Origin of the sequence: Frigoribacterium sp. ACAM 257 (assembly GCF_007954365.1) — a bacterium.
GTDB lineage: Bacteria > Actinomycetota > Actinomycetes > Actinomycetales > Microbacteriaceae > Frigoribacterium.
Window position 1 is genome coordinate 58,061 of sequence record NZ_VOLO01000002.1, and the last position, 24,756, is coordinate 82,816.

The 24,756-nt window shown below is 73.1% G+C and carries 25 protein-coding genes and 1 tRNA gene; 15 read left to right on the plus strand and 11 right to left on the minus strand.

The features are described from left to right. Positions 1-7: 7 nt before the first annotated feature. Positions 8-550: an FHA domain-containing protein gene (locus ES689_RS06585; RefSeq protein WP_146903528.1), complete on the minus strand. Its 543-nt coding sequence runs from the start codon at positions 548-550 to the stop codon at positions 8-10. Then, the gene (locus ES689_RS06590) at positions 544-1,257 is read right to left on the minus strand and encodes a DUF3662 and FHA domain-containing protein (protein WP_146902130.1); all 714 of its coding nucleotides are present in this window, start codon (positions 1,255-1,257) and stop codon (positions 544-546) included. Before ES689_RS06590 ends, ES689_RS06585 begins: the two co-directional genes overlap by 7 nt. Positions 1,258-1,379: 122 nt before the next feature. Here ES689_RS06590 and ES689_RS06595 point away from each other — a divergent pair. Further along, a tRNA-Leu gene (locus ES689_RS06595) sits at positions 1,380-1,463 on the plus strand. Between the two features lie 190 nt (positions 1,464-1,653). Here ES689_RS06595 and ES689_RS06600 read toward each other — a convergent pair. Continuing rightward, positions 1,654-2,337, minus strand: coding sequence for an SOS response-associated peptidase (locus tag ES689_RS06600; protein ID WP_146902133.1), 684 nt, complete (start codon positions 2,335-2,337; stop codon positions 1,654-1,656). Positions 2,338-2,501: 164 nt separating this feature from the next. Between ES689_RS06600 and ES689_RS06605 the strand changes: the two genes are divergently transcribed. Further along, entirely contained in the window at positions 2,502-3,038 is a 537-nt protein-coding gene (locus ES689_RS06605; RefSeq protein ID WP_191330263.1) for a universal stress protein, read from the plus strand. Between the two features lie 36 nt (positions 3,039-3,074). Here ES689_RS06605 and ES689_RS06610 read toward each other — a convergent pair whose 3' ends face one another. Further along, entirely contained in the window at positions 3,075-3,989 is a 915-nt protein-coding gene (locus ES689_RS06610; protein ID WP_146902139.1) for a cation diffusion facilitator family transporter, read from the minus strand. Positions 3,990-4,163: 174 nt separating this feature from the next. Here ES689_RS06610 and ES689_RS06615 point away from each other — a divergent pair, with 174 nt between their 5' ends. Then, entirely contained in the window at positions 4,164-5,051 is an 888-nt protein-coding gene (locus ES689_RS06615) for an SDR family oxidoreductase (RefSeq protein ID WP_146902142.1), read from the plus strand. Positions 5,052-5,066: 15 nt separating this feature from the next. On the opposite strand, the gene ES689_RS06620 is transcribed toward ES689_RS06615, so the two are convergent. The 3 genes from ES689_RS06620 to nucS are packed head-to-tail and all read right to left on the minus strand — an operon-like array spanning position 5,067 to position 7,785. Then, positions 5,067-6,344: a CynX/NimT family MFS transporter gene (locus ES689_RS06620; protein ID WP_146902145.1), complete on the minus strand. Its 1,278-nt coding sequence runs from the start codon at positions 6,342-6,344 to the stop codon at positions 5,067-5,069. Next, positions 6,341-7,030, minus strand: a complete 690-nt coding sequence (locus ES689_RS06625) for an HAD hydrolase-like protein (protein WP_146902148.1) — start codon at positions 7,028-7,030, stop codon at positions 6,341-6,343. The genes ES689_RS06620 and ES689_RS06625 overlap by 4 nt, the downstream gene beginning before the upstream one ends. Before the next feature lie 59 nt (positions 7,031-7,089). Next, positions 7,090-7,785, minus strand: a complete 696-nt coding sequence (nucS, locus tag ES689_RS06630; protein ID WP_146902151.1) for an endonuclease NucS — start codon at positions 7,783-7,785, stop codon at positions 7,090-7,092. Positions 7,786-7,914: 129 nt separating this feature from the next. Here nucS and ES689_RS06635 point away from each other — a divergent pair, with 129 nt between their 5' ends. Then, the gene (locus tag ES689_RS06635; RefSeq protein ID WP_146902154.1) at positions 7,915-8,664 is read left to right on the plus strand and encodes a GntR family transcriptional regulator; all 750 of its coding nucleotides are present in this window, start codon (positions 7,915-7,917) and stop codon (positions 8,662-8,664) included. Positions 8,665-8,842: 178 nt separating this feature from the next. Then, a complete protein-coding gene (locus ES689_RS06640) occupies positions 8,843-9,910 on the plus strand; it encodes a LacI family DNA-binding transcriptional regulator (protein WP_146902157.1) in 1,068 nt (355 codons plus the stop codon). 33 nt (positions 9,911-9,943) lie between these two features. Here ES689_RS06640 and ES689_RS06645 read toward each other — a convergent pair whose 3' ends face one another. Both ES689_RS06645 and ES689_RS06650 read right to left on the minus strand, forming a co-directional pair. Next, entirely contained in the window at positions 9,944-11,269 is a 1,326-nt protein-coding gene (locus ES689_RS06645) for an MATE family efflux transporter (protein WP_223269451.1), read from the minus strand. Between the two features lie 2 nt (positions 11,270-11,271). Then, positions 11,272-12,537 (minus strand): uracil-xanthine permease family protein, encoded by a 1,266-nt coding sequence (locus tag ES689_RS06650; RefSeq protein WP_146902160.1) that lies wholly within the window; start codon positions 12,535-12,537, stop codon positions 11,272-11,274. A 128-nt stretch (positions 12,538-12,665) separates the two neighbouring features. On the opposite strand from ES689_RS06650, the gene ES689_RS06655 reads away from it, so the two are divergent. Together ES689_RS06655 and ES689_RS06660 are read left to right on the plus strand one after the other, a co-directional pair. Next, complete coding sequence (locus tag ES689_RS06655; protein ID WP_146902163.1) at positions 12,666-14,630, plus strand: M13 family metallopeptidase; 1,965 nt, start codon at positions 12,666-12,668, stop codon at positions 14,628-14,630. A 2-nt stretch (positions 14,631-14,632) separates the two neighbouring features. Further along, positions 14,633-15,568 carry a serine hydrolase gene (locus ES689_RS06660; RefSeq protein WP_146902166.1) on the plus strand — a complete coding sequence of 312 codons (936 nt, stop codon included), beginning with the start codon at positions 14,633-14,635 and terminating at the stop codon, positions 15,566-15,568. 249 nt (positions 15,569-15,817) lie between these two features. Here the strand turns inward: ES689_RS06660 and ES689_RS06670 are convergent, their stop codons facing one another. After that, positions 15,818-16,225, minus strand: a complete 408-nt coding sequence (locus ES689_RS06670) for an NUDIX domain-containing protein (protein ID WP_146902172.1) — start codon at positions 16,223-16,225, stop codon at positions 15,818-15,820. 267 nt (positions 16,226-16,492) lie between these two features. Continuing rightward, complete coding sequence (locus ES689_RS06675) at positions 16,493-17,785, minus strand: glutamyl-tRNA reductase (RefSeq protein ID WP_146902175.1); 1,293 nt, start codon at positions 17,783-17,785, stop codon at positions 16,493-16,495. Positions 17,786-17,962: 177 nt separating this feature from the next. Between ES689_RS06675 and ES689_RS06680 the strand changes: the two genes are divergently transcribed. The 8 genes from ES689_RS06680 to ES689_RS06715 all read left to right on the plus strand — a co-directional run bounded on the left by ES689_RS06680 (position 17,963) and on the right by ES689_RS06715 (position 24,754). After that, positions 17,963-19,018: an NADP-dependent oxidoreductase gene (locus ES689_RS06680; RefSeq protein WP_146902178.1), complete on the plus strand. Its 1,056-nt coding sequence runs from the start codon at positions 17,963-17,965 to the stop codon at positions 19,016-19,018. A 60-nt stretch (positions 19,019-19,078) separates the two neighbouring features. Next, entirely contained in the window at positions 19,079-20,143 is a 1,065-nt protein-coding gene (gene hemE / locus ES689_RS06685; RefSeq protein WP_146902181.1) for a uroporphyrinogen decarboxylase, read from the plus strand. Between the two features lie 13 nt (positions 20,144-20,156). Next, complete coding sequence (locus ES689_RS06690) at positions 20,157-21,518, plus strand: NAD(P)/FAD-dependent oxidoreductase (RefSeq protein WP_223269452.1); 1,362 nt, start codon at positions 20,157-20,159, stop codon at positions 21,516-21,518. A gap of 117 nt (positions 21,519-21,635) precedes the next feature. Further along, a complete protein-coding gene (locus ES689_RS06695; RefSeq protein ID WP_123547434.1) occupies positions 21,636-21,887 on the plus strand; it encodes a hypothetical protein in 252 nt (83 codons plus the stop codon). Further along, positions 21,884-22,333: a phage holin family protein gene (locus tag ES689_RS06700; RefSeq protein WP_223269453.1), complete on the plus strand. Its 450-nt coding sequence runs from the start codon at positions 21,884-21,886 to the stop codon at positions 22,331-22,333. Before ES689_RS06695 ends, ES689_RS06700 begins: the two co-directional genes overlap by 4 nt. A gap of 71 nt (positions 22,334-22,404) precedes the next feature. After that, positions 22,405-22,671, plus strand: coding sequence for a DUF3618 domain-containing protein (locus tag ES689_RS06705; RefSeq protein WP_191330265.1), 267 nt, complete (start codon positions 22,405-22,407; stop codon positions 22,669-22,671). Between the two features lie 140 nt (positions 22,672-22,811). After that, the gene (hemQ, locus tag ES689_RS06710; protein ID WP_146902187.1) at positions 22,812-23,534 is read left to right on the plus strand and encodes a hydrogen peroxide-dependent heme synthase; all 723 of its coding nucleotides are present in this window, start codon (positions 22,812-22,814) and stop codon (positions 23,532-23,534) included. Next, positions 23,531-24,754, plus strand: coding sequence for a ferrochelatase (locus ES689_RS06715; RefSeq protein WP_123547437.1), 1,224 nt, complete (start codon positions 23,531-23,533; stop codon positions 24,752-24,754). The genes hemQ and ES689_RS06715 overlap by 4 nt, the downstream gene beginning before the upstream one ends. Positions 24,755-24,756: the final 2 nt, after the last annotated feature.

Below are 24,756 nucleotides of genomic sequence, written 5' to 3' on the forward strand. Positions count from 1 at the left end.
GGGGCGGTTACCGTCGCAGCTCGAAGCTCGTCTGCCCGATCGTCACCGTGGCGCCCGTGGGCACCGGAGTGGGGACGGTGACCCGCTCGTCCGCGAGGAACGTCCCGTTCGTGGAGTCCAGGTCCTGCACGACCCAGCGTCCGTTCCAGAGCATGAGGCGGGCGTGGTGCGTCGAGGTGTAGTCGTCGCGGATGACCAGGTTGCTCTCCTGTGAGCGCCCGATGGTGAGGGGCCCGTCGCCGAGCGGCATCTCGAGGCCGGCCTTCGCGCCCTTCGTGATGACGAGGCGCGTCGCGGCGCCGTCGCCGGCGCCCGAGGGGGCGGCGGGCGGGCGCTGCTGCGCAGGGACGGGCGTCGCCACGGGCCGGGGCGCAGGAGGCGCGGCAGCCGCCGACGAGGCTCGTCCCGGCTGCTGGTCGGTCGGCATCTTGCGCGCCCGCTGCCCGAAGAGATCGGAGCGCAGGGCGAAGACGACGGCGAAGACGAAGAGCCACAGCACGGCCAGGAAGGCGAAGCGCAGGGCGAAGAGCGTCAGCTCACTGGTCACCAGGATCCCCCTCGGACGTCGGGCCCGGCGAAGGGGTCGGGCGTCGCAGACTGGGGGAGCACCCGGAACACGATACGCGTACGGCCGATCTCGATGACCGAGTCCGGCTGCAGCGCCGCCTTCGAGAGGGGCGCGCCGTTCAGCTTCGAGCCGTTCGTCGAGCCCAGGTCGCGGGCCTGTGCGCGCTGGCCGTCCCACAAGATCTCGACGTGCCTGCGGCTGGTGCCCGTGTCCTGCACGGTGATGTCGGCGTCGCTGCCGCGGCCGATCACGGTGCGCTGACCGGTGATCGCGTGGCGCGTGCCGTCGACGTCGACGAAGGGGCGCCACTTCACGTCGCCCTGCACGTTCCGCGAGTCGACGGCCAGGATGCCGAGGCTCAGCGCCTCGTCCGCTCGGAGCTGGACGCGGAGGGGACCCGCGAACTGGTACCCCTGAGCCGTCGCGTGCCGTTGCGTGAGCTGGGTCAGCTCGTCGATCAGCGCCCGCCCCACGGAGGCCATCGCCTCGTGGTCGGTCGGGGACAGCCGGACCAGGAGCTCGTTCGGCACGAGGATGCGGTCACGGGAGACCACCGCGGCCTTCGTGTCGAGCTCGCGGCGCAGCGCGCTCGTGATCTCGAGGGGCTGCACGCTCGATCGGAACGTCTTGGCGAACGCGCCGTTCACGGCGCGCTCCAGCCCGCGTTCGAAGTTGTCGAGCAGTCCCATGGGTCTCCAGGTTCGGGGGTCGCTGGTCGCCCGATCTTAGCCGGACGGCGTGCAGGGCCCCCGCAGGTGCTCTGACGAGGTGCTCTGACGAGGTGCTGGGACATGATAATGTTCTCGAGTTCGCGCGAGTGGCGGAATTGGCAGACGCGCTGGCTTCAGGTGCCAGTGCTCGAAAGGGCGTGGGGGTTCAAGTCCCCCCTCGCGCACGAACGAAAATGGCTCACCCCTACGGGTGAGCCATTTCCTTTGTGTTCGTCTGGCTGCGCCGCCGCCCCTGCGGCGCAGCGTCGAAAGGCCCTCCTCTGGAGGGCCTTTTTCATTCGCGGCGTCTTCTGTCGCGCCGCCGCCCCTGCGGCGCGACGTCGCGAAGATGGCTCGCCCCTGCGGTGCCGCGGGTCAGACGACCGGGGCGATCAGGTGGGGGCCGGTGTTCCGCACCGAGCCGACGTCGCGCGTGACCTCGTGGTGCACGAGGTCGTGGGCCACCTCGAAGGAGGTGCGGTCGAGCAGCGCGAGCAGCTCGCCCGTGTCGAGGTGGTCGCCCAGCCAGTCGTCGTAGGCGTCAGGCGTGAGGCAGGACGGCATCCGGTCGTGGACCTCGCCGGGCGCGACGTGCGCGTCGCGGGTGATGATCGACATCGAGAGCACCCAGCGGGCCGGGTCGTCCTCCTCCTTCGCAGGGTCTGGCCACGCGCTCATCACGCCCGCCATCGCGAGGCCGGCGTCCGGCTGGTGCACGAAGTGCGGCTGCTTGCCGGTCTCGGTGACGACCCACTCGTAGTAGCCCAGCGCCGGGACGACGCAGCGTGCCTGCGCGAACGGCCGGCGGAACATGCCGCTCGTCGCCACCGTCTCGACGCGCGCGTTGATCGGCTGCGGCCTCTTCTTCAGGTCGGGGTACCACGACGGGGTCAGCCCCCAGCGTGCCTGCGCGAGCTCTCGCTCGCCGTGGCGAGTCCGCACCACGGGGACGGTCGTCGTCGGGGCGACGTTGAAGTCGTCCGGCAGGGGACCGAGGCCGGCGAGCAGGTCGGGCATCAGGTCGGACGTCGCCTTCGCGATGACGTAGCGGCCGCACATGGGCCCAGTCTGCTCCCGTCGGGGCGGGGGCGGAAGGGGCTCGGACCGAGGTCGAACACTCGGGTCGCCCGGGTCGCCAGACGGTTCCCCTCGGGGCCTCGTCCATGGTTCACTGTGGCCACGCGCGGCGGCGCCGCCGCTCGGGAGCAGGAGAGGTGGTCGCCGTGGCTCGCTCAGGAGAGGTCGCCGACGCGGCGGAGGAGCTGCGCGGCTGGGTGGTCGTGGGCGTCGTCCCCGGCACCGCCGAGACCGTCGTCGCCAGGGCGGCGGAGTTCGCGCGCCGGTTCGGCACCGGGCTCGCCTGCGTGGCCGTCGAGCCCGACCGGATGGCCTTCGCCGAGAGCATCGACGGCACCGTTCTCTCGTACCCGATAGCCCCGGAGGACTGGGCAGACGAGATCGCGTTCGAGCCCGAGCTGCGCGAGCGCCTGCTCACGGTGCTCGTGGACCACGCCGGGCCGGTCGCCTTCGTGGCCCTCACCGGCGACCCGGCGACCGGCCTCTCGTCGTTCGCCGGCACCGTCGACGCGCCGATGATCGTGGTGGGCAGCCGGGAGCCGGGGCTCCGCGGGAGCCTCCGCGAGTTCTTCGCCGGCTCCGTGGCGCTGCACCTCAGCCACCGCCAGGCGCGCCCTGTGGTCGTGGTGCCGCTCGCACCCGTGTCGCGCGCACAGGCGCTGCCGTGGGAGGACGAGCTGTAGGGCGCCTCCTCGTCTCGTCGTCGGGTCGCCGGACGCTCAGTCGTGGGTGGCGCGCTCGTGCTCGGCGTGGTCGGCCGGCTCGAGCTGGAACGTGGCGTGCTCGACCTCGAAGTGCGAGGCGAGGCACTTGTCGAGGGCGTCGAGGGTCTCGTCGACGCGCATGTCGCAGAAGACGTCGCGCTCGACGACGACGTGCGCCGAGAACACGGTCGCCCCGCTGGTGATCTGCCAGGCGTGCACGTCGTGGGCGGACACCACCCCGGCCGTCTCGGTGATGTGCGCGCGCACGGCCGCGAGGTCGATGTCGCCCGGCGCCGAGCCGAACAGCACGCGCACGGCCTCGCGCAGCAGCGACCACGCCCGGGGGACGATCATGGCCGCGATGATCAGCGAGCCGACCGAGTCGGCCTGGTCGAAGCCCGTGGTCAGCACGACGATCGACGCGACGACGACCGCGGCGGACCCGAGCAGGTCGCCGAGCACCTCGAGGTAGGCACCGCGCATGTTGATCGAGTGGGAGGCGCCGCCGCGCAGCACGAGCAGCGCCACGACGTTGGTCGCCCCGCCGACGAGGCCGACGACGAGCATCGGCACGCCGAGCACCTCGAGGTGGCTCGGGTCGAGCAGCCGGGACACGGCGGCGACGGCCACCGAGAGCGAGACGGCGACGAGCACCAGCCCGTTGATCAGCGCCGCGAAGACCTCGGCCCGCCGGTAGCCGTACGTCTGACGGCCGCTCGCGGGGCGCGCGGCGACGATGGTCGCCAGCAGGGCGATGACGAGGCCGGCGAGGTCGGAGGCCATGTGCCCGGAGTCGGCCAGGAGGGCGAGGGAGCCGGAGAGGGCCGCCCCGACGAGCTGCGCGACGAGGCCGAGGGCGACGACGCCGATCGCGAGGCGCAGACGGCGACCGTCGGCGGCCATGTGGCCGTGCGCGTGGTCGTGGCCCATGCGTCGCTCCTCACGTCACCCGGTCGGCCCGCCGGGTGCTGGCCGTCGTCGACCCTACCGGCGGCGACCGACGCCCGACAGGTGCGCGGGCCAGTCGATGACGAGGATCGTTCCCGACTGGGCGCGGCCGCTCCGGAGGGGAACAGAGGAGGCGCCCCGGTCGTTGGCAGCGTCATGACCGACACCGTCTCCGCCTCCGTCCGCCGCACCTCCTCGTCGGGGCCGCTCGTCGGCGTGACCGGCGCGACCGGGGCCGTCGGCGGCCGCGTCGCCGCCGCGCTCGCCGAGGCAGGCGTCCGGCAGCGCCTGCTCGTCCGCGACGCCGCCAGGGCGCCGCAGCTCGCGGGCGCCGAGGTGGCGGAGGCGACGTACGGGGACCACGGGGCCTCCGTGGCGGCGCTGCGCGGCGTCGACGTGCTCTTCATGGTGTCGGCTGCGGAGGCACCCGACCGCAGGGCCCAGCACCTCGACTTCGTGGCGGCCGCCGCGGAGGCGGGCGTGGGACACGTCGTCTACACGTCGTTCCAGGGCGCGGCTCCCGACGCCGTCTTCACCCTCGCCCGCGACCACTGGGCCACCGAGGAGGCGCTGCGCGCGTCGGGCATGCAGGTCACCCTGCTCCGTGACTCCTTCTACCTCGACGTGCTGCCCGAGTTCGCGGACGAGCAGGGCGTGCTGCGCGGGCCCGCCGGGTCGGGGCGCGTGGCCGCGGTCGCGCGCGCGGACGTGGCGGACGTGGTGACGGCCGTCCTGACGGACCCGTCGGCGCACGCCGGAGCGACCTACGAGCTGACCGGCTCGGAGGCGGTCTCGCTCGACGACGCGGCCACGCGCCTGGCCGCCGTGCTCGGCCGTCCGTTCTCGTTCGTCGACGAGACCCTCGACGAGGCGTACGCGTCACGGCAGCGCTGGCAGCCCGAGCCGTGGCAGGCCGACGCGTGGGTCAGCACCTACACGTCGATCGCGTCGGGCGAGGTGTCCGGCGTCACGACCGCCGTGCGCGACCTCACCGGCCACGACCCGCTGACCATCGAGACCCTGTTCGGGCCTCGCGGCGCCTGACCTTCTGCCGCCGGCTCAGCTCACGCGACGCGCGGACAAGACGCCGCTGACGCCGAGCACGAGCACCGACACGAAGATGCCCACCATGGGCAGCTCCCACCCGCCGGAGGCGTCGTGCAGCCCGCCGATCGCCAGCGGGCCGAGCGAGGCGATGGCGTAGCCGCCGCCCTGCACGAGGGCGGAGAGCCGGCGAGCGTCGTCGCCGTTCGAGGCCATCCGGACGATCACGATGAAGATGATCGTGATGCCGCCGCCCTGGGCCGCGCCGCCGAAGATCGACCAGACCAGCCAGTGCTCGGGCGCGAAGAACAGGCCGAGCGGCATCGCCGTCCAGAGCACACCGATCAGCGCGATCACCGCCGAGGGACGCCAGCGGAGAGCGAGCAGGGGCACGCCGAGAGCTCCGACGACCGCCATGATCTGGAACACCGACGAGCTCGCGCCGGCGGCCTCGCGGGTCAGGCCGATCTCGTCGCCGAGCAGCGTGGGCATCCACGCGGTGAGCCCGTAGTAGGCGAAGGCCTGGCCGGCGAAGGCGAGCGTGAGGCCCCAGGTGGTCCAGCGCCGCAGCAGCGGCCGTCGCCGCGCCTCCGCGTCGGCCTCGTGGGCTGCGGTCTCGACCACGTCGATGCCGCCGGTGATGACGTCGGCCGTGGAGGCGCCTCCTGCGTCGACCGCACCGGCTGCGGTGCGTGACCCCACGCCGAGCGCGACCCGCGGACCGACGGCGACGGCCCACACGGCCACCGCCAGCACGGCGAGCAGCCCCCAGCCGACCAGCGCGGCAGGCCAGCCGACGACCGAGGCGATCGGGGCGGTCGCCAGCGACGTGATCATCGACCCGACGTTGAGCGCCGACGTGTAGATGCCCGTGACGAAGCCCGCTCGCTCGGGCGTGTAGTCGCGCCGGATGATGACCGGCAGCACGACGTTGCCGACGGTGATGGCGATGCCGATCACGATCGTGCCGACGTAGAGCCAGGACGAGGTGCCGAGGGCGCGCAGCACGGTGCCGAGCAGGACCCCGGCGAGGCCGATGCTGACGGCGCGCTCGGCGCCGACCTTGACGATCAGGCTCGACGCGAGCGGGCTCGCCAGGGCGAAGCAGAGCACCGGGATGCTGGTCAGCAGACCCGCGACGACGGCGGTGAGGCCCAGGTCGCTGCTCATCTGGCCGAGCACGGGCGCCGTGGCGACGATCGGCCCGCGCAGGTTGAGCGCGATGAGGACGATCGCGAGGGTGAGCAGCCAGGCGGCGGGCGAGCGGACCGCGGCCGAGCCGGCCTGCCTCACGCCGCGCCGCGCAGGGGCGCCGTGACGAGATCGACGCCGAGCAGGTCGGCCACCTCGCGCACGGTCGACGCGACGGCGACGGCGCCGACGTGCTCGGCGGGCTCGCCGTAGCCCCAGGTAACGAGGATGGTCGGCACGTCGTGCTCGGCCGCGCCCTCGACGTCGTGGTGGCGGTCGCCGATGAGCACCGGGCGCGACACGTCGGCGCCGCGCTCGCGCAGGCGGCGGAGGGCCTCGGCGACGACGTCGGCCTTCGTGTTGCGCACCTCGTCGTCGGACGCCCCGGTGATCAGGTCGAGGTACTGCACGAGGTCGTGTGCCTCGAGGATCTTGGTGGCCGGCGTCTCGGGCTTCGAGGTCGCGGTCGACGTGGGCAGCCCGGCTGCCTGCACGCTGGCCAGCAGGTCGCGGACCCCGGGGAAGATCTCGCCCTCGAGCGCGCCGTTCGCGAGGTAGTGGGCGCGGTAGGTGCGCATGGCCTCGGCCAGGCGATCGCCGGTGAGGCCGAGGCGCACCTCGAAGCTCTGCGGCAGGGGCGGGCCGACCCACGCCATCAGCTCGGACTGCTCCGGCACGGGCAGGCCGAGCGAGGCGATGGTGTGGGCGAGGCTGGCCGTGATCGCCGGCGCCGAGTCGGCGATCGTGCCGTCGAGGTCGAACAGGACGGCCGTGTAGGAGGGAGTCATCGGCCCCAGCTTACGAGCGGCCGCCGACGTCGTCGCGCTCGGTCCGGCGGCCGGCGCCGCTAGAACAGCCGCGAGTGCGAGTCGTCGAGCCCGCGCATCGCGTCGTAGTCGAGCAGCAGCGTACGGATGCCGCGGTCGTGCGCGAGGGTGCGGGCCTGCGGCTTGATCTCCTGCGCGGCGAAGACGCCGGTGACGGGGGCCAGGTGCGGGTCGCGGTTCATCAGCTCGAGGTAGCGGGTGAGCTGCTCGACCCCGTCGATGTCGCCCCGTCGCTTCAGCTCGACGGCGACGGCGGCGCCCGAGGCGTCCCTGGCGAGGATGTCGACCGGGCCGATCGCCGTCATGTACTCGCGGCGGACGAGCACGTGCCCCTCGCCCAGCAGGTCGATCTGCTCGGCCAGCAGCTTCTGCAGGTCGGCCTCGACGCCGTCCTTGGTGAGCCCGGGGTCGACGCCCATCTCGTGCGACGAGTCGTGCAGCACCTCGTGGATCGACACGACGAGGATGTCGGCCGTCTTCGCCTGCGTGACCTTCCAGAGCTCGACGACCCCCGCCTCCTGCTGGTCGGCGTCGGGCTCGAGCACGCTCAGCGTGCACGGCGGGCTCATCCAGTTCAGCGGCTTGTAGCTGCCGCCGTCGGAGTGCACGAGCAGGCTGCCGTCGCTCTTGACCATGAGCAGGCGGGTGGCGAGGGGGAGGTGGGCGCTGAGCCGGCCGGCGTAGTCGACCGAGCAGCGGGCAATGACGAGACGCACCCGACGATCCTAGGCCGGGGGAGACGCGGGCCGGTCCGCCAGGTCTCGTCGGATATCTTGACAAGATTGAATATCTGAAATACTTTCGTGATGTCCGGATGTGCCGGGTGACCACGAGGGGACGAGACCATGACCGACACGACACAGGCCCGGACGACCAGTACCGGCACTCCCGCCGCGAGCTCGTCGTCTTCCTCTTCTTCCTCTCCTTCCTCTCCCGCCTGTCGGCGATGCTCCTCGGCTCCGCGCCGGGCCGCGCGCCCCGAGGCGGACGAGGTCGTCGAGCTGCTGCTCGTGGACGTGGCCGTCGGCCGGTGGATGCCGGGCGACGAGATCGACGTGTCCGTCGCCGCCGCGGAGCACGAGGTCTCCGAGTCGGTCGTCCGTCTCGCCCTGCACGACCTCCGTCGGGCGGGCCTCGTCAGCACGAACCCGTTCACGGGCGGGTCGGTGGTCGTCTGGCACCGACGTCACAACGAGGTGCTGATGCGCCGTCTCGTCGGCGTGACCGCCGTGGTCGCGGGGCGGCGTCCGAGCCTCGAGGACCTGCCCGAGCCGGCCCCCGCCTCCCCGGCGGTCGCGCACCGAGGCCTGGTGCTGCCTCCCGACCTCGCACAGCTGCTCGACCTCGTCCGGCTCGTCACGCTGACCCTGCCCCCGGCGAGCCGGCGTCAGGTGCTCGCCGAGATCGTCACGCCGTTGTCCGCCCTGGGCAGCACGACGGCCATGCGGGTCCACGGCGTCGTCCCTGCCATCTCGGCCGACGTGCGCGGCGTCATCGTCGACTTGATCGAGGTCGCGGCGCACTACGGCGAGTGGGACGAGGTGCCCGTGCTCATGGCCGACTACGCCGTGGCGCTCGGAGCCGACGAGCGCTGACGTTCTCTTCTCCTCATTCAGGAAGACGAGTCCTGAGCTGCGCGAGGAGAGGTGGGCGAGTCCTGAGCCGTGCACGGATCAGGAACGCGAGACAGTCAGTTCCTGAGTCGCTGAGACGCAGGAGGCGATCGTCGCGGCCCAGCCGCGGTCTCGATGCCGTCGGCTAGGCTGCGGCACCATGAGCCGGGCAGAGGGCGACGTCGCCGTGAGGCCGACCCTCGCCGCGGTCGCGCGGGCGGCAGGGGTCAGCGCGAGCACCGCCTCCTTGGCCTTCAGCGGTGCCGGCCCCGTCTCGGACGAGACGCGCAGCCGGGTGCTGTCCGTCGCCGCCGACCTCGGCTACGGAGGGCCCGACCCCCGCGCGCGCTCGCTGCGCCGCGGCCGCTCGGGCATCGTCGGCGCCGTGCTCGAGGACACCCTGAGCAACGCATTCCGCGATCCGATCAACGTCGCCATGCTCGACGGCATCGCCGACGTCACGGGCCCCGCCGACAACAGCCTGCTGCTGCTCACCGAGAGCGAGGGCGAGCACACCCGCCTGCTCGACGCGCCGGTCGACGCGCTCGTGCTCTTCGGCTGCAGCACGCGCCTCGACGCGTCGGTGTCGACGGTGCGTCGTCGCGGCATCCCTCTGGTGTCGATCGAGGCGCCGCCGATGGAGGGAGTGCTCGACATCGGCGAGGACAACGTGGGCGCGTCCCGGCTGCTGGCGCAGCACCTCCACGACCTGGGCCACCGTCGCGTCGCCGTCGTCGCGCTCGAGCTCGGCCCCGGCCGCGAGACCGGCGAGATCACCGACGCGAGGGTCGCGGCGGGCACGACCTGGCCGGCGCTCGAGCGGCTGCGCGGCACGCGCCTGGTCTACCCCGACGTCGGCGGGCTGGTCACGCGCGGCAGCTGGACGTCCGAAGGGCACCGGGCCGGCAGGCAGCTGCTCGACGTGCCCGCGGCCGAGCGCCCGACGGCGATCATCGCCCAGAGCGACCTGCTGGCCTCGGGCGTCATCGCCGCCGCGGCCGATCTCGGGCTCTCGGTGCCCGGCGACCTCAGCGTCGTGGGCTACGACGGGGTCCGGCTCGACGACCCCCGGGCCGCCGACCTCACCACGGTGGTGCAGCCCGCCGTCGAGAAGGGCCGTGCGGCCGGTCGCGCGGTGCTCGCCCTGCTGGCCGGCGAGGCCGCGACGGGCACGACGTTCACGAGCGTGTTCCGACCTGGCTCGACGACGGCGCCGCCGCACGCCTGACCGCGTCTGACCGCGCCTGCTCGGCCCGACGGCTCAGCCTGCGCCGACGACCATCCACCTGTCGGTGCGGGCGCGCAGGCCGAGCGTGACCGCGCGGGCGCCGATGTAGCCGAGGCCGAAGGTGAGCCACAGAGCGACCGCGCCGGCCGTGCCGGGGCCGACCCGCGCCTCCACCGGGAGCAGCAGCGCGAGGTAGACCAGCACGCTGACGACGCTCGCGATCGCGAGGTATCGGGCGTCGCCGGCGCCCAGCAGCACCCCGTCGAGCACGAAGACGAAGCCGGCCAGCGGGATGCCGACGGCCATCGCGACGACCACCGAGGGCAGCAGCGCGCGCACCCCCTCGTCACTGCTGAAGACGGGCGCGAGCACCGGGGCGAGCACGGCGAGCAGGGCGCCGAGCAGCACCCCTCCGCCGACGCCGAACAGCAAGAGGCGCCGGGTGATCGCCCGCACGCGCTCGCGGTCGCCCTGGCCGAGCGCGTGCCCGACCATCGCCTGCCCCGCGATCGCGAGGGCGTCCAGGGCGAACGCGAGCGTGCTGAAGAGCGTCAGCGCGATCTGGACAACGGCCAGGCCGGCGACCCCCGAGGAGGCGGCGGCCACGACGGTCGCGACGAGCGCGGCCCGCAGACCCGCGTTCCGCACCAGCAGCCAGGCGCCCGAGCGCGCGGTCCGGCCCACCCCGGCGAGACCGGGACGCAGGTCGGCGCCGACCTCGCGCGCGGCCCGGACGGCGATGACGACGTAGACGGCGGCCATGCCCCACTGCGCGACGACGGTCCCCGCGGCGGAGCCCGCGATGCCCCAGCCGAAGCCGTAGAGGAACAGCGCGTTGAGGGCGGCGTTGGCGGCGAACCCCACGCCGGCGACGACGAGCGGCGTGCGGGTGTCCTGCAGGCCGCGGAGCAGCCCCGTCGCGGCGATGACGACGAGCATGCCCGGCAGGCCGATCAGCGAGACGGAGAGGTACGTCGTCGCAGCCTGGGCGACGTCGCCGTCGACCCCGAAGAGGCCGACGAGCGGTTCGGCGACGAACGCCCCCGCCACGGCGATCACGACTCCGACGAACAGGGCGAACCACACGCCGTCGACGCCGGCGCGGACGGCCCCGCGGCGGTCGCCGGCACCCAGGCGTCGCGCGACGGTCGGCGTCGTGGCGTACGCGAGGAAGATCAGCAGGCCGAGCGCCGTCTGCAGGACGACGCTCGCGACCCCCAGCCCGGCGAGCGGGACGGAGCCGAGGTGCCCGACGAGGGCCGTGTCGGTGAGCAGGAAGAGCGGCTCGGCCACGAGCGCTCCCAGCGCGGGCACGGCCAGGCGCAGGATCTCTCGGTCGAGCGGCGACCGGAGGCGCACGTCTAGTCGGTGCCGCGGAGCCGGCCCACCACGGTCATCACGTGGTAGACGACGATCGCGGCGACCGTGCCGAGGATGATGCCCCCGAAGCTCGCGCCGCCGAGCGCGAGGGTGAAGTCCGCGATGCCCATGATCAGGGCGACGCCGGCCGTGAGCTGGTTCTTCGGGCGGCTGAAGTCGACCTTGTTCTCGACCCAGATGCGGATGCCGATCACGCCGATCAGGCCGTACAGCGCGGTGGTCACGCCGCCCAGCACCCCCGGCGGGATGGTGAAGATGACGGCACCGATCTTGGGCGACAGGCCGAGCAGGATCGCGACGATGCCGGCGACCCAGTAGGCGGCGGTCGAGAACACGCGGGTGGCGCTCATCACGCCGATGTTCTCGCCGTAGGTCGTCGTGGCCGAGCCGCCCCCGAGCCCGGCGAGCACCGTGCTGAGGCCGTCGGCGAAGAGCGCGCGACCGGTGAGCGGGTCGAGGTCGCGCTTGGTCAGCTGGCCGACGCCCTTCACGTGGCCGACGTTCTCGGCGATGAGCGCGAGCACCACGGGCAGGAACCCGAGGTAGATCGGCAGCTGCGCGAGGTCGATCGCCGGGGCGGTGAAGGTCGGCAGGCCGACCCAGGCGGCGTCGCCCACGGCACTGAAGTCGACCTCGTCGAGCAGCACCGCGGCGACATAGCCGACGACGACGCCGACGAAGATCGACAGGCGACCGAGCAGGCCCTTGAACAGCACGGCGCTGAGCACGACGGCGGCGAGCGTGATGACGGCGGTGAGCGGCGCCTGCGCGAAGTTGTCACGGGCGGCGGGCGCCAGGTTGAAGCCGATCAGGGCGACGATGGCGCCGCTGACGACCGGGGGGAGCAGGGCGTTGATCCAGCGGGTGCCGGCGAGGTGGACGACGACGCCGACGATCGCCAGCAGGGCACCGACGATGACGATGCCGCTGAGCGCGAGCGGGATGCCGCCCACGTCGGTCGCCGCCCCGATCGGCGCGAGGAACGCGAACGACGAGCCGAGGTAGCTCGGCAGCTTGTTCTTCGTGATGATCAGGAACAGCAGCGTGCCGATGCCCGAGAACAGCAGGGTCGTGCTGGGCGGGAAGCCCGTGATGATCGGCACGAGGAACGTCGCGCCGAACATGGCGACGACGTGCTGGCCACCCAGGCCGATGGTGCGCGGCCAGGTGAGCCGCTCCTCCGGGGCGACGATCTCGGTGGAGTCGACCGTCTTGCCGTCGCCGTGCAGTGCCCAGGGGAGTGCCATGGGCAGAACTGTAGCGGCGCGCTGTTTCCTGCTCGTTTCCTGCTCCGCCCCTGTGGATGAGCAGGGCGCTCTGCACAGGCTCCGCCGTGTCGAGCGCGGCGTCGGGGGGCCCGCCTAGGCTGGCGAGCATGACGACCGACGCGCTGTCCTCCGGCATCACCACCGACGAGCTCGACCCTGCGGTGCGCCCGCAGGACGACCTGTTCCGCCACGTCAACGGGCGGTGGATCGAGCGGACCGAGATCCCCGACGACAAGGCGCGCTACGGCTCCTTCTACCTCCTGGCCGAGGAGGCGGAGGCGGCGGTCCGCGACATCGTGCACGAGTCGCAGTCGGCCGAGCCGGGCACCGAGGCACGCAAGGTCGGCGACCTCTTCACCAGCTTCACCGACGAAGACCGGGTGGAGGCGCTCGGTGCCGAGCCGCTCCGCCCGCTCCTCGAGACGGTCGCCTCCGTCGACGACGTGCCCGGGCTGCTCCGCCTCGTCGGCGCCTTCGAGAAGCAGGGCGTCTCGAGCTTCGTCCAGCTCTTCGTCGACAACGACCCGGGAGACCCCACCCGGTACGTCGTGCAGGTCGAGCAGGGCGGCCTGGGGCTGCCCGACGAGTCGTACTACCGCGAGGAGAAGAGCGAGGCGATCCGCACCTCCTACGTGGCCTTCGTCTCGCGCATGCTGGGGCTCGCGGGCCTTGACGACGCCGACGAGCGGGCCTCGCGCGTGATGCAGCTCGAGACCGCCATCGCGTCGCACCACTGGGACAACGTCGCCACCCGCGACAGCGACGCGACCTACAACCTGCTGCCGTGGTCCGAGGCCGCCGCGCTCGCCGAGGGCGTCGACCTCGACGTCTGGCGCGACGCCGTGGGTGCGCCCGCCGGCGTCTTCGACGAGGTCGTCGTGCGCGAGCCGTCGTTCGTGACGGGCCTGGCCGGCCTGATGACCGACGACCGCCTCCCGGCCTGGCAGGACTGGCTTCGCTGGCAGGTCGTCCGCTCCTTCGCCGCCTACCTCTCGTCGGCCTTCGTCGAGGCGAACTTCGACTTCTACGGGCGGACGCTGACGGGCACGCCGGTGCAGCGGGCCCGCTGGAAGCGGGGCGTCTCGCTGGTCGAGGGCGCCATGGGCGAGGCCGTCGGCCGCATCTACGTCGAGCGCCACTTCGCACCCGAGGCGAAGGAGTCGATGGACGTCCTGGTCGAGAACCTCGTCGAGGCCTACCGCCGCAGCATCGCCGACCTGTCGTGGATGACCGACGAGACGCGCGCGCGTGCTCTCGACAAGCTCGAGAAGTTCACGCCCAAGATCGGTTTCCCCGTGAAGTGGCGCGACTACTCGGCCCTCGAGGTCGACCCCGGCGACCTCGTCGGCAACGTCCGAGCCTCGGCCGCCGTCGGCTTCGACCGCGAGCTGGGCAAGATCGGCCAGCCGATCGACCGCGACGAGTGGTTCATGACGCCGCAGACCATCAACGCGTACTACAACCCGGGCTTCAACGAGATCGTGTTCCCCGCGGCCATCCTGCAGTTCCCGTTCTTCGACGCGAGCCGCGACGCCGCGGCGAACTACGGTGCCATCGGCGCTGTCATCGGGCACGAGATCGGCCACGGCTTCGACGACCAGGGCTCGAAGTACGACGGCGACGGCAAGCTCACCGACTGGTGGACGCCGGCGGACCGCGAGGCCTTCGAGCGCCTCACGACCTCGTTGATCTCGCAGTACGACGCTCTCGCCCCGGCACAGGTGCCCGAGCACCACGTCAACGGTGCGCTCACGATCGGCGAGAATATCGGCGACCTCGGCGGGCTGTCCATCGCCTACGACGCGTACCTGATCTCGCTCGACGGCGCTGAGGCGCCGGTGATCGACGGGATGACGGGGGCGCAGCGCTTCTTCCTCAGTTGGGCGCAGGCCTGGCAGATCAAGCTCCGCGACGAGGAGGCGGTCCGCCTGCTGTCGATCGACCCGCACTCGCCCAACGAGTTCCGCTGCAACCAGATCGTGCGCAACATCGACGACTTCTACGAGGCGTTCGAGCTGACGGAGTCCGACGCGCTCTGGCTCCCCGCCGAGCAGCGCGTCACGATCTGGTAGCCGTGTCGCCCGAGGGGGCCCGGCCCGGCCCGGGCGGCCGGCACAGCAGCCGGTCGGACGAGGCGGCGGAGGCGGGCCGCCACGCGCCGCCCTCTCCGCGGGCGGGGCTCGGCGCCGCGCTGAGGGCGCTGGGCGACCTCGCGGCCGAGGGCGTGCAGGTCTCCGCCACGGTCCACGACCTCGACGACGGCGACGAGCTGCTTGCCGTCGACGACCGGGTCGTGCTGCCCGTCGCCCAGCTGGGTGCCGTGCTGCTCCTGATCGAGGTCAGTGCGCAGATCGAGTCGGGGCGGCTCGGGGCCCTCGACGAGCTCGAGCGCATCGCCGGTCCTGGCAGCCGGGCAGCCCTCGGGGGCGGTGGAGTCTGGTCCTACCTGCAACGCCGCCGGCTGGCCGTCACCGACGCCGCGGCACTCGTCGGGGCGCTGCGCGACCCTGCCGCCGTCAACGCGCTGCTCGGCAGGGTCGGGCTCGACGCGGTGCGGGCCAGGGCCGACGACCTCGGCCTGCGCCAGACCGCCCTGCTCGACGAGATCCGGTCCGAGCGCGGTCCCGACGACGCGCCTGCCCCCTCCGTCGGCTCGACCCGGGAACTCGCTCAGCTCACCGCCCTGCTCGCCCAGGGGCAGGTCGTCGGCTCGGCGGTCAGCAGCCGGGTGCTCGGCTGGCTGTCGCTCGGCGTCGACCTGTCGTTCGTCGCGGCGCCCTTCGGCCTCGACCCCGTCTCGCACCGGCGGACCGACCACGACCTGCAGCTCGTCAACGCCGTCGGCAGCGACCGCGGTGTGCGGTCCGAGCTCGGGGTGCTGCGTGGACCGCGGGGCGGGGTGGCCTACGCCGTCACGGTGGCGTTCGACGACCTCACCCTCGAGCACCGTCTCCGGGTGCTCGCCGCGGCCCGCACGGTCGGCGCCGACCTGCTGGCCCGCGTCCGCTAGCGCGCGTTCCGCCCCGCCCCGCTCGAGTCGCTCGGCTCCCGCAGGTGTCGACCCGCACATGCCGACCCGCAGGTGCCGACCGTCGTACCGTCGCGGGTCCTGCAACACAGGGAATTCCCGTTGTCGGAGGACTCTGGGTCGGGTTCTGCAGGAGCACCAGGAGCAGCAGCAGGAGTAACAGCAGCAGGAGCAGCAGGGCAGGCAGGAGCACGAGAGCAGGCAGGAGCCGCAGGCAGCGGCGGCTGAGGGTCAGTCGACGAGATCCAGCTCGACCGCGAGACGCAGCGTCTCGACGCCCGCGGGCGGGCACCGGTCCGAGTCGGCCGACGTGACCCAGTGCAGCGCGCCGATCTCGCCCGACGGCGACGGCTCGGCACCGGCGTCCGTCGGGGCCGCGGACCAGAGGCGCATGTGGACCTCACGGCCCTCGGGCTCGCCGTGCGCCTGGGTCCTGACCGTGCCCAGCTCGCGCAGGGACGCACGGTCGAGCGCGAGGCCCACCTCCTCGAGGGTCTCGCGGACGAGGGCGTCCTCGCCGGTCTCGCCCGCCTCCTGCTTGCCGCCGGGGAGGTAGAGCACGTCGCGTCCGCGAGCGGTGACCATGAGGAGGCGCCGGTCGCGCACCAGCACGAGGGCACTGACGACGATCGGGTCCATCACCCCATCCTGCGGCATCGCGGGGCGGCGCTGGCGATACGGCGCAGCAGGGCGGACGGCGTCGCGCACGTCGTGCGGCACGCGTCTGTGATGTCGGCGGGTTCCCGTAGCCCGCGGCGGGTCAGCGGGGACCCGCCGCCGGGCACGGGAACCCGCCGAGAGGCACAGCGACCCGCCGACTTGCCGTTCGCCCGGCAGGCACGAGACCGCGTGGCGCGCGGGAGGAACGGAGACGGGGAGTGAGCAGAGCGGCGCGGCGCGGGCGCGTCAGCCCACGTCGCGGTGGCGGAGCCGCTCGTCGTCGGCAGGGCGCAGCACGGCGGGATCGACGGCGGAGGCGCGGGTGTCCGTCAGGCCGAACAGCGACTCGAGGCCGTCGCGGAACTCCTCGCCGCGCCCCTCGCGGGCGAGCTCGCGGGCCCGGACCGACGGGGTGTGCAGCAGCACGCCGGCGAGGTGCCGCAGCGCCGACTCCGTGCGCTCGGACGAGTCGCCGCGCGACCGCGCACGCTCGATCTCGGCGTCGAGCAGGTCGAAGACGTGGCGGCGGAGCGCGACGACGGCCGGCGTCAGCGACTGCTCGGCGGCGACGGCGTGGAACTCGGCGGCGGCGCTCGAGACGAGCGCGCGGGCGTCGTCAGCGGCCGTCAGCTCGGCGAGGGGAGCGTGCAGGCTGATCGTCTCGAGGTCGAGCAGCTCGACGCCGGGCACCCGGGCGACGAGCGGGTCGACGTTGCGCGGCAGGCCGAGGTCGATCACGAGGCGGCGCGACGCGTCGACCACCTCGGGCACGACGACCGGCTCCGTGGTCGAGGTGCAGGTGATCAGCACGTCGCTCCACGAGATGGCCTCGGCGAGGTCGTCGAAGGGGCGCAGGTCGTGCTTGAGCCCGAACCAGGAGGCGCGGCCCGACGCCGAGAACACGGCGAGGTCGCCGGCGCCCCGGTCGCGCAGCGCGGCGACGGTGGTGGCGGCGTACTGGCCGGTGCCGACGATGAGCACGCGGGCCTGGGACCAGTCGGTCACCCGTGAGGAGGCGAGCTCGAGGGCCAGGCGCACGAGCGAGCGGCCGGCGCCGCCGACGTTGGTGCGGTTCTTGATGCCGCGGGAGGTCTGCGAGGCCTTCTGGAAGAGTCGCTCGAGGTCACGCGACGTCGTGCCGCGGGTGCGGGCGGCCTCGAGGGCCCGGCGGACCTGGCCCGAGATCTCGTCCTCGCCGATGACGACCGACTCGAGGCCCGAGCTCACGGCGAACAGGTGCTCGACGACCTCGTCGCCGGTGATGACCCGCACGTTCTCGCGCATCTCGTCGGCCTCGATGCCGCTGGCCTCGCTCATGGTGCTGATGGTGGCCTCGACTGCGACGGAGGCGGCGGCCGTGAGGGGCTCCTCCACGTCGACGTAGGCCTCGAACCGGTTGCAGGTCGCGAGCACGACGGCCCCGCCCACGAAGTCGTTCGCGTCGACCAGGGTGCTCGCCGCGGAGGGTGCGCCGATGCTCAACTTCTCGAGGAGGTCGAAGCTGGCGTTCCGGTGGGACGCCGTGAGGCAGATGAGCACCCGTCGATGATAACTCTCATGCGCCGGTCGAACCCGGGGGTTGCCTCGATGTCGAGGCTGTGCACAGCCGATCCGTGCACAGGCTGCACGTTCCGCAGCGCGCGTTCAGGAGGTGCCTGTCAGCCTGGCAGACGGCCTCGCATCACCGGGGCCCCGCACGACCAGAGGAGCACCACCATGACCGAAGGCACCACCAGCAGCATCGGCAGCACCAGCGCCGACAGCAGCAGCACCAGCACCCAGTGGCAGCTCGTCGCCCGTCCGCACGGCGAGCCGACCACCGACGACGTCCGCGAGGTCGAGGTCGAGCTGCCCGCGCTCGCGGCGGGCGAGGTGCGCGTGGCCAACGAGTACCTCTCGGTCGACCCGTACATGCGTGGCCGGATGAACGACGTGAAGTCGTACGTGCCGCCCTTCGCCCTCGGCGAGACGATGACCGGCGGCGCGATCGGCCGGGTCGTCGAGTCGGCCTCCGACGACCTGCCCGTCGGCACGGTGGTGCAGCACGACCTGGGCTGGCGCGACGTCGCGCAGGGCGCCTCCTCGTCGTTCCGGGCCGTCGAGCCGGCGCCCGGCGTCGAGCTCTCGGCCTACCTCGGCGTGCTGGGCCTCACCGGCCTCACCGCGTACGTCGGCCTCACCGAGATCGCGGGCATCCGCGAGGGCGACGTCGTCTTCGTCTCGGGCGCCGCGGGCGCGGTCGGCACGATGGTCGGCCAGATCGCCCGCCTGAAGGGCGCCTCCCGCGTGATCGGCAGCGCCGGCAGCGCAGAGAAGGTCGAGCTGCTCACCTCGAAGTACGGCTTCGACGCGGCCTTCAACTACAAGGACGGCGACGTCGCCGAGCTGCTGGCCGACGCGGCGCCCGACGGCATCGACCTCTACTTCGACAACGTGGGAGGCGACCACCTGTCGGCCGCGCTGGGCGCCTTCAAGGACGGCGGCCGGGCAGCCCTCTGCGGCTCGATCGCCGGATACAACGCGACGGGCGCGCCCGTCGGCATCACCGGCACGACGAACATCGTGACGCGCGGACTGATGCTCAAGGGCTTCACGCTCGGCAACTACCGTCACGTCGCTCCCGCGTTCCAGGCCGAGATGGGCCCGTGGCTGGCGGCCGGCGAGGTCGTGCACGACGAGACCGTCGTCGAGGGCATCCACTCGGCCTTCGACGCGTTCACCGGCCTGATGCGCGGCGAGAACGTCGGCAAGATGGTGGTCAAGGTCGGCTGACCCGGGGTCCACGAGGGCGTCCCCGGCACTGCCGGGGGCGTCCAGCGGCCGGGTGGGACAATGGGGCACGTGACCCTGCCCGACACGCACCCGCTCCTCTTCGGCCGCACCGCCTCCTCGTCCCTCGTCCGTGCCCTGCGCGGCGACCGGCCCGAGGTGCTGCCCGTCTGGTTCATGCGCCAGGCCGGTCGTTCGCTGCCCGAGTACCGCGCCCTGCGCGTCGGCACCGCGATGCTCGACGCCTGCCTCGACCCGGCGCTGTCGAGCGAGATCACGCTGCAGCCCGTCCGCCGCCACGGCGTCGACGCCGGCATCTTCTTCAGCGACATCGTCGTGCCGATCAAGCTCGCGGGGGTCGGCGTCGACATCGTCGCCGGGCGCGGTCCCGTGCTCGACCAGCCGATCCGCACGCCCGACGACGTCGCCGCGCTGCGGCCCCTCGAGCAGGAGGCGCTGGCCCCGATCGCCGAGGGAGTCGCCCGCACCGTGGCCGAGCTGGGCGACACCCCCCTGATCGGTTTCGCTGGCGCCCCCTTCACGCTCGCGGCCTACCTCGTCGAGGGCGGTCCGTCGAAGGACCACATCCGCGCCCGCGCCCTGATGCACAGCGACCCCGAGACCTGGCAGGCCCTGCTCGGCTGGGCCGCCGACGTGACCGGGGCGTTCCTCCGGGCGCAGGTGCTCGCCGGGGCCAGCGCCGCGCAGCTCTTCGACTCGTGGGTCGGCAGCCTCTCGCTCTCCGACTACGAGCAGCACGTCGCGCCGTTCTCGGCCCGGGCGCTGTCGCACGTCGCCGATCTCGACGTGCCCACCATCCACTTCGGCGTCGGCAGCGGCGAGGTCCTGAGCGCCATGCACGGCGTCGGGGTGGACGCCGTCGGGGTCGACTGGCGCATCCCCCTGGACGAGGCCTCGCGACGACTCGGCGGCGGCGTTCCCGTGCAGGGCAACATCGACCCGGCGATGCTGCAGGCGCCGTGGCCGGTGCTCGAGGCTCACGTCCGCGACGTCGTCCGGCGGGGCCGTGCCGCCCCCGCGCACGTCCTCAACCTCGGCCACGGGGTCGGCCCCGACACCGACCCCGACGTGCTGACCCGCATCGTCGCGCTGGCCCACAGCCTGTAGGAGGCGCGCGACCGTGACCGAGACGACCCGCTCCTCCGGGGCGGTCGCGCAGCGTGCCCTCGTGGTGGGCGGCGGCGTCGCCGGCCTGGTCGTCGCGCGCGACCTCGCCGCGGCCGGGGTCGCCGTCACGCTCGTCGAGGCCTCGGACCGGCTCGGCGGCGAGGTCGGCCGTCACGTCGTCGGCGGACTGCCGCTCGATGCCGGTGCCGAGAGCTTCGCGACCCGTGGCGGGACGGTGCAGACCTACCTCGACGAGCTGGGGCTCGGCGGCGACGTCGTGCTGCCCGACCCTCGCGGGGCCTGGGTGCAGCACGGAGCCGGCGAGGCCTTCCCCCTGCCGCGCACGGGCCTGCTCGGCATCCCCGGCGACCTGACGGCCGACGACGTCGTCGCGGTCGTCGGCGCGGCCGGCACCGCGGAGGCCGCGCGGCTCGACGCGGCGCCGGGCGAGGTGGGCGCCGACGAGACCTCGGTCGGCGGCCTCGTCCGCGTCCGCATGGGCGACGCCGTGCTCGACCGGCTCGTCACCCCGATCATCGGCGGGGTCCACTCCGTCCACCCCGACCTGCTCTCCGTCGACCGGGTGGCCCCCGGCCTCCGGCCGGCGCTGCGGCGGGAGGGCTCGCTGGCCGCGGCCGTCCTCAGCGTGCGCGCGCTCGCGCCGGCAGGCTCCGCGGTCGCCGGGCTGCGCGGGGGCATGGCCAGCCTGGCGGAGGCGCTGGTCGCCGAGCTCGACCGCCTCGGCGTCGAGGTGCGCCTGGGCGCCCACGTGGCAGTGCTCGACGCCGGCTCGGTGACGCTGACCGGCGACGCCCCGGCGACCTCCCCGGAGCGGCTCGAGGCCGACATCGTCGTGCTCGCCGTCGGCGACGGTGCGGGACGCGTGCTCGGCGGCCGGCCGGCGCACGCGGCGGGCCTCATCACGCTGGCGACGCTCGTGCTCCGCGACGAGCGGCTCGACGCCGCGCCCCGCGGCACCGGGGTGCTCGTGGCACCAGGAGCCGACGGCGTCCGGGCCAAGGCGCTCACGCACGCGACGGCGAAGTGGCCCTGGCTCGCCGAGCGGGCGGGCGGCCGGCACGTGCTCCGGCTCAGCTACGACTCCCCGGTCGTCACCGCGGCGACGACCGACGACGAGCTGCGCTCCACGGCGCTCGCCGACGCGTCGGTGCTGCTCGGGATGTCGCTCGACCCCGCCACGGTCGAGGACGCGGCGCGCGTCGAGTGGTCCGCGCCCCTCCCGCAGGAGGCGGTGGGCGCCTCCTCGTCGCTGCCCGACGGCGTCGTCCGCGTCGGCGGTGCCGTGGCGGGCCGGGGGCTCGCCGCCGTGATCGCCCACGCGCGTCGCGTCGCCTCCGACCTCCTCGCCCGCTGACCGTCCCTCGCGCAGCGGCCGAGCGCGGGCGCGTCCGGGCGGCAGCGGGCAGCACCGGGCTACATTGGGACAGCGCGCCGGGCACCGGTCCGCGCCCCCACACATGAATGGAGCGACATGCGAGGCAAACTGATCTTCGTCGCCGGAGCAGCCGTCGGATTCGTGCTGGGCGCTCGCGCCGGCCACGAGCGCTACGAGCAGATCGCGGCGAACTCGTCGAAGCTGTGGAACAGCCGCGCCGTGCAGCGGCAGGTCGTCAAGGCCGAGGACTTCGCCGGCGCCAAGGCCGCCGACGCGGTCGACGCGGTCGTCAACGGCGTGAAGACGGTGGCCGTCAAGGCCGTCGGAGGCGGGAAGAAGAAGAAGTGACCGACTCCACCCGGAGCGACAAGGTCCGACGCGGTTCGAAGTCGCGGTCCTTCTTCGCCCTGGTCCAGGACGTCCCGAGCCTGGTCACCGACCTCGTCAAGGGCGAGCTCGCCCTGCTCAAGTACGAGATCATCGGCACGCTCAAGGCCTTCGGCATCGGCGCGGGCTTCCTCGTCGGCGCCCTCGTCTTCGTCTTCGCGATGCTCGGGGTGCTGCTCACGGGCATCGTGCTGCTCATCGCCATCTGGCTGCCCGGCTGGCTGTCGGCGCTGATCGTGGCGTTCGTCCTCCTCCTCGTCGCCGCCCTGTTGGCGTTCCTCGGCTACAGGAGCATCAAGAAGGGCCTGCCGGCCGTCCCGGAGAAGACGATCGCGAGCCTCAAGCGCGACCTCAAGGCCGTGAAGGGCGTCGGGACCATCCCGGGGCACGACGTCACCGAGTTCTGAGCCGCACCCTCCGCACCCTCCCCGCGAGCCTCGCTCGACCCCTCCTCCCGCCCGCACCGATCGGAGACCCCGTGAGCGACAGCACCGCCAAGAACGACGCCAGCAGCGACAAGGCCGACGGCAGCGACATCCAGGCCCACATCGACCGCACCCGTGCCGAGCTGGCCGCCACGCTCAACGAGCTGGAGGACAAGCTCAACGTGCCCAAGCAGCTGGGCATCGCGGGGCACAAGGCGAAGTCGTCGTTCTCGCGCGACCCGCTGCCCTGGGTCGCGGGCGCCGGCGTGGCTGCCCTGGCCCTCGTCGGCGTCGTCGTCGCGTCGGTCCGGTCGCGCTGACCGGCGGACCCGGCCGGTCGTGCTGACCGGCGGACCCGGCCGGACGTGCTGACCGGCGGCCTGCGTCGGCCGGCCCGAGATCGCTCGACGACGGCCCAACCTGGTTGGGCTCCCAGCCCGCACAGGTGGAGAATGGCCGCATGAGTCACAGCGCCGACTCGGCGGTCCCCGAGCTGCCGACGTCCGATTCCCCGCCCGCCGAGCGCCTCGGGTACACCCTCTGGGCAGTGCTCCGTCGTGACCCGCAGAACCCGTACGCCCCCGAGCAGGAGGACGTGGCGCAGCTCGACGAGCTCGTCGAGACGCTCGCCGACGAGGGCGTCGTCGTCCGTGGCTTCTACGACGTGAGCGCGCTCCGGGCAGACGCCGACGTGATGATCTGGCTGCACGGCGAGGTCCCCGAGGCGATCCAGTCGGCGTACCGCCGCCTCCTGCGCACCGACGTCCTCGGCGGCCTGCTGCCGACCTGGAACGCCATGGGCATGCACCGCGACGCCGAGTTCTCGCGGAACCACAGCCCGGCGTTCATGCGCGGCAAGGACCCTGAGGCGTGGCTGACCGTCTACCCCTTCGTCCGCAGCTACGAGTGGTACCTGCTGCCCGAGGCCGAGCGCCGTCAGATGCTCGCCGATCACGGCAAGCAGGGCTCGGAGCACCGCGCCGTGCTCACCAACACGGTGGCCAGCTTCTCCCTCGGCGACTACGAGTGGATCCTGGCCCTCGAGGCTCCCGAGCTCGTGCAGCTCGTCGACCTCATGCGCGACCTCCGATACACCGAGGCTCGCCGCCACGTCCGCGAAGAGATCCCGTTCTACACGGGCCGTCGCATCACCACCACCGAGATCATCGAGGTCCTGTCGTGACCGACACCACCGGCATCACCAACGGCCAGCTCGTCCGGGCTGCCACCCCCGCCGCCGCGCAGGGGCCGGAGCACGTCAGCGTGCCCACCGACTACGACGCGATCCTCCTCGCCGGCTTCGGCGGACCCGAGGGCCAGGACGACGTCATCCCGTTCCTCCGCAACGTCACCCGCGGCCGCGGCATCCCCGAGGAACGCCTGGAGGAGGTGGCGACGCACTACCGGCACTTCGGCGGCGTCAGCCCCATCAACGAGCACAACCGCGAGCTGAAGGCCGCCCTCGAGGGCGAGCTGTCGCGGCGCGGCATCGACCTGCCCGTCATCTGGGGCAACCGCAACTGGGACCCGTACATGGCCGACGCCGTGCGCGAGGCCGACGAGCGCGGCTTCACCAAGCTCATCGCGGTCGCGACCAGCGCCTACTCGTCGTACAGCTCGTGCCGCCAGTACCGCGAGGACTTCGCCATGGCGCTCGAGGCGACCGGGCTCGAGGGCAAGGTCATGATCGACAAGGTGCGTCAGTTCTTCGACCACCCCGGCTTCGTCCAGCCCTTCATCGACGGCGTCCGCGAGGGCCTCGAGAAGGCCCGGGCCGAGAACGCCGACCTCGACCTCGCGACCGAGGTGCAGGTGCTCTTCGCGACGCACTCGATCCCGTCGACCGACGCCGCCCGCAGCGGTCCCGAGGCGCGCGGCTTCGACGACGAGGGCGCGTACGCCGCCCAGCACAAGGCCGTCGCCGAGGTCGTCATGGCCGCGGCCGAGGCCGGTCTGGGCCTCGACCTGCCCGCCGGCGGCGGCACGACCGTCCCCTGGCAGCTCGTGTACCAGTCGCGCAGCGGACCGCCCTCGATGCCGTGGCTCGAGCCCGACATCAACGACGCCATCGACGACCTCGCGGGCGGACCGACGCGGGCCGTCGTCATCGTGCCGCTCGGCTTCGTGAGCGACCACATGGAGGTCATGTGGGACCTCGACGAGGAGGCGCTCGAGACCAGCGAGAAGAACGGCTTCTGGGCCACGCGCACCCCCACCCCCGGCATCGACCCGAACTACGTCACGGGACTCGTCGACCTCGTCCTCGAGCGCGTCGAGGGGACGCCCGTCGACGACCGGCCGCACCTCACCGACATAGGGCCCTGGTACGACGTGTGCCGACCGGGCTGCTGCGAGAACGTGCGCCTCGGGTTCAAGCCCGCCGTCTCGGGATTGGTGCCGTAGGA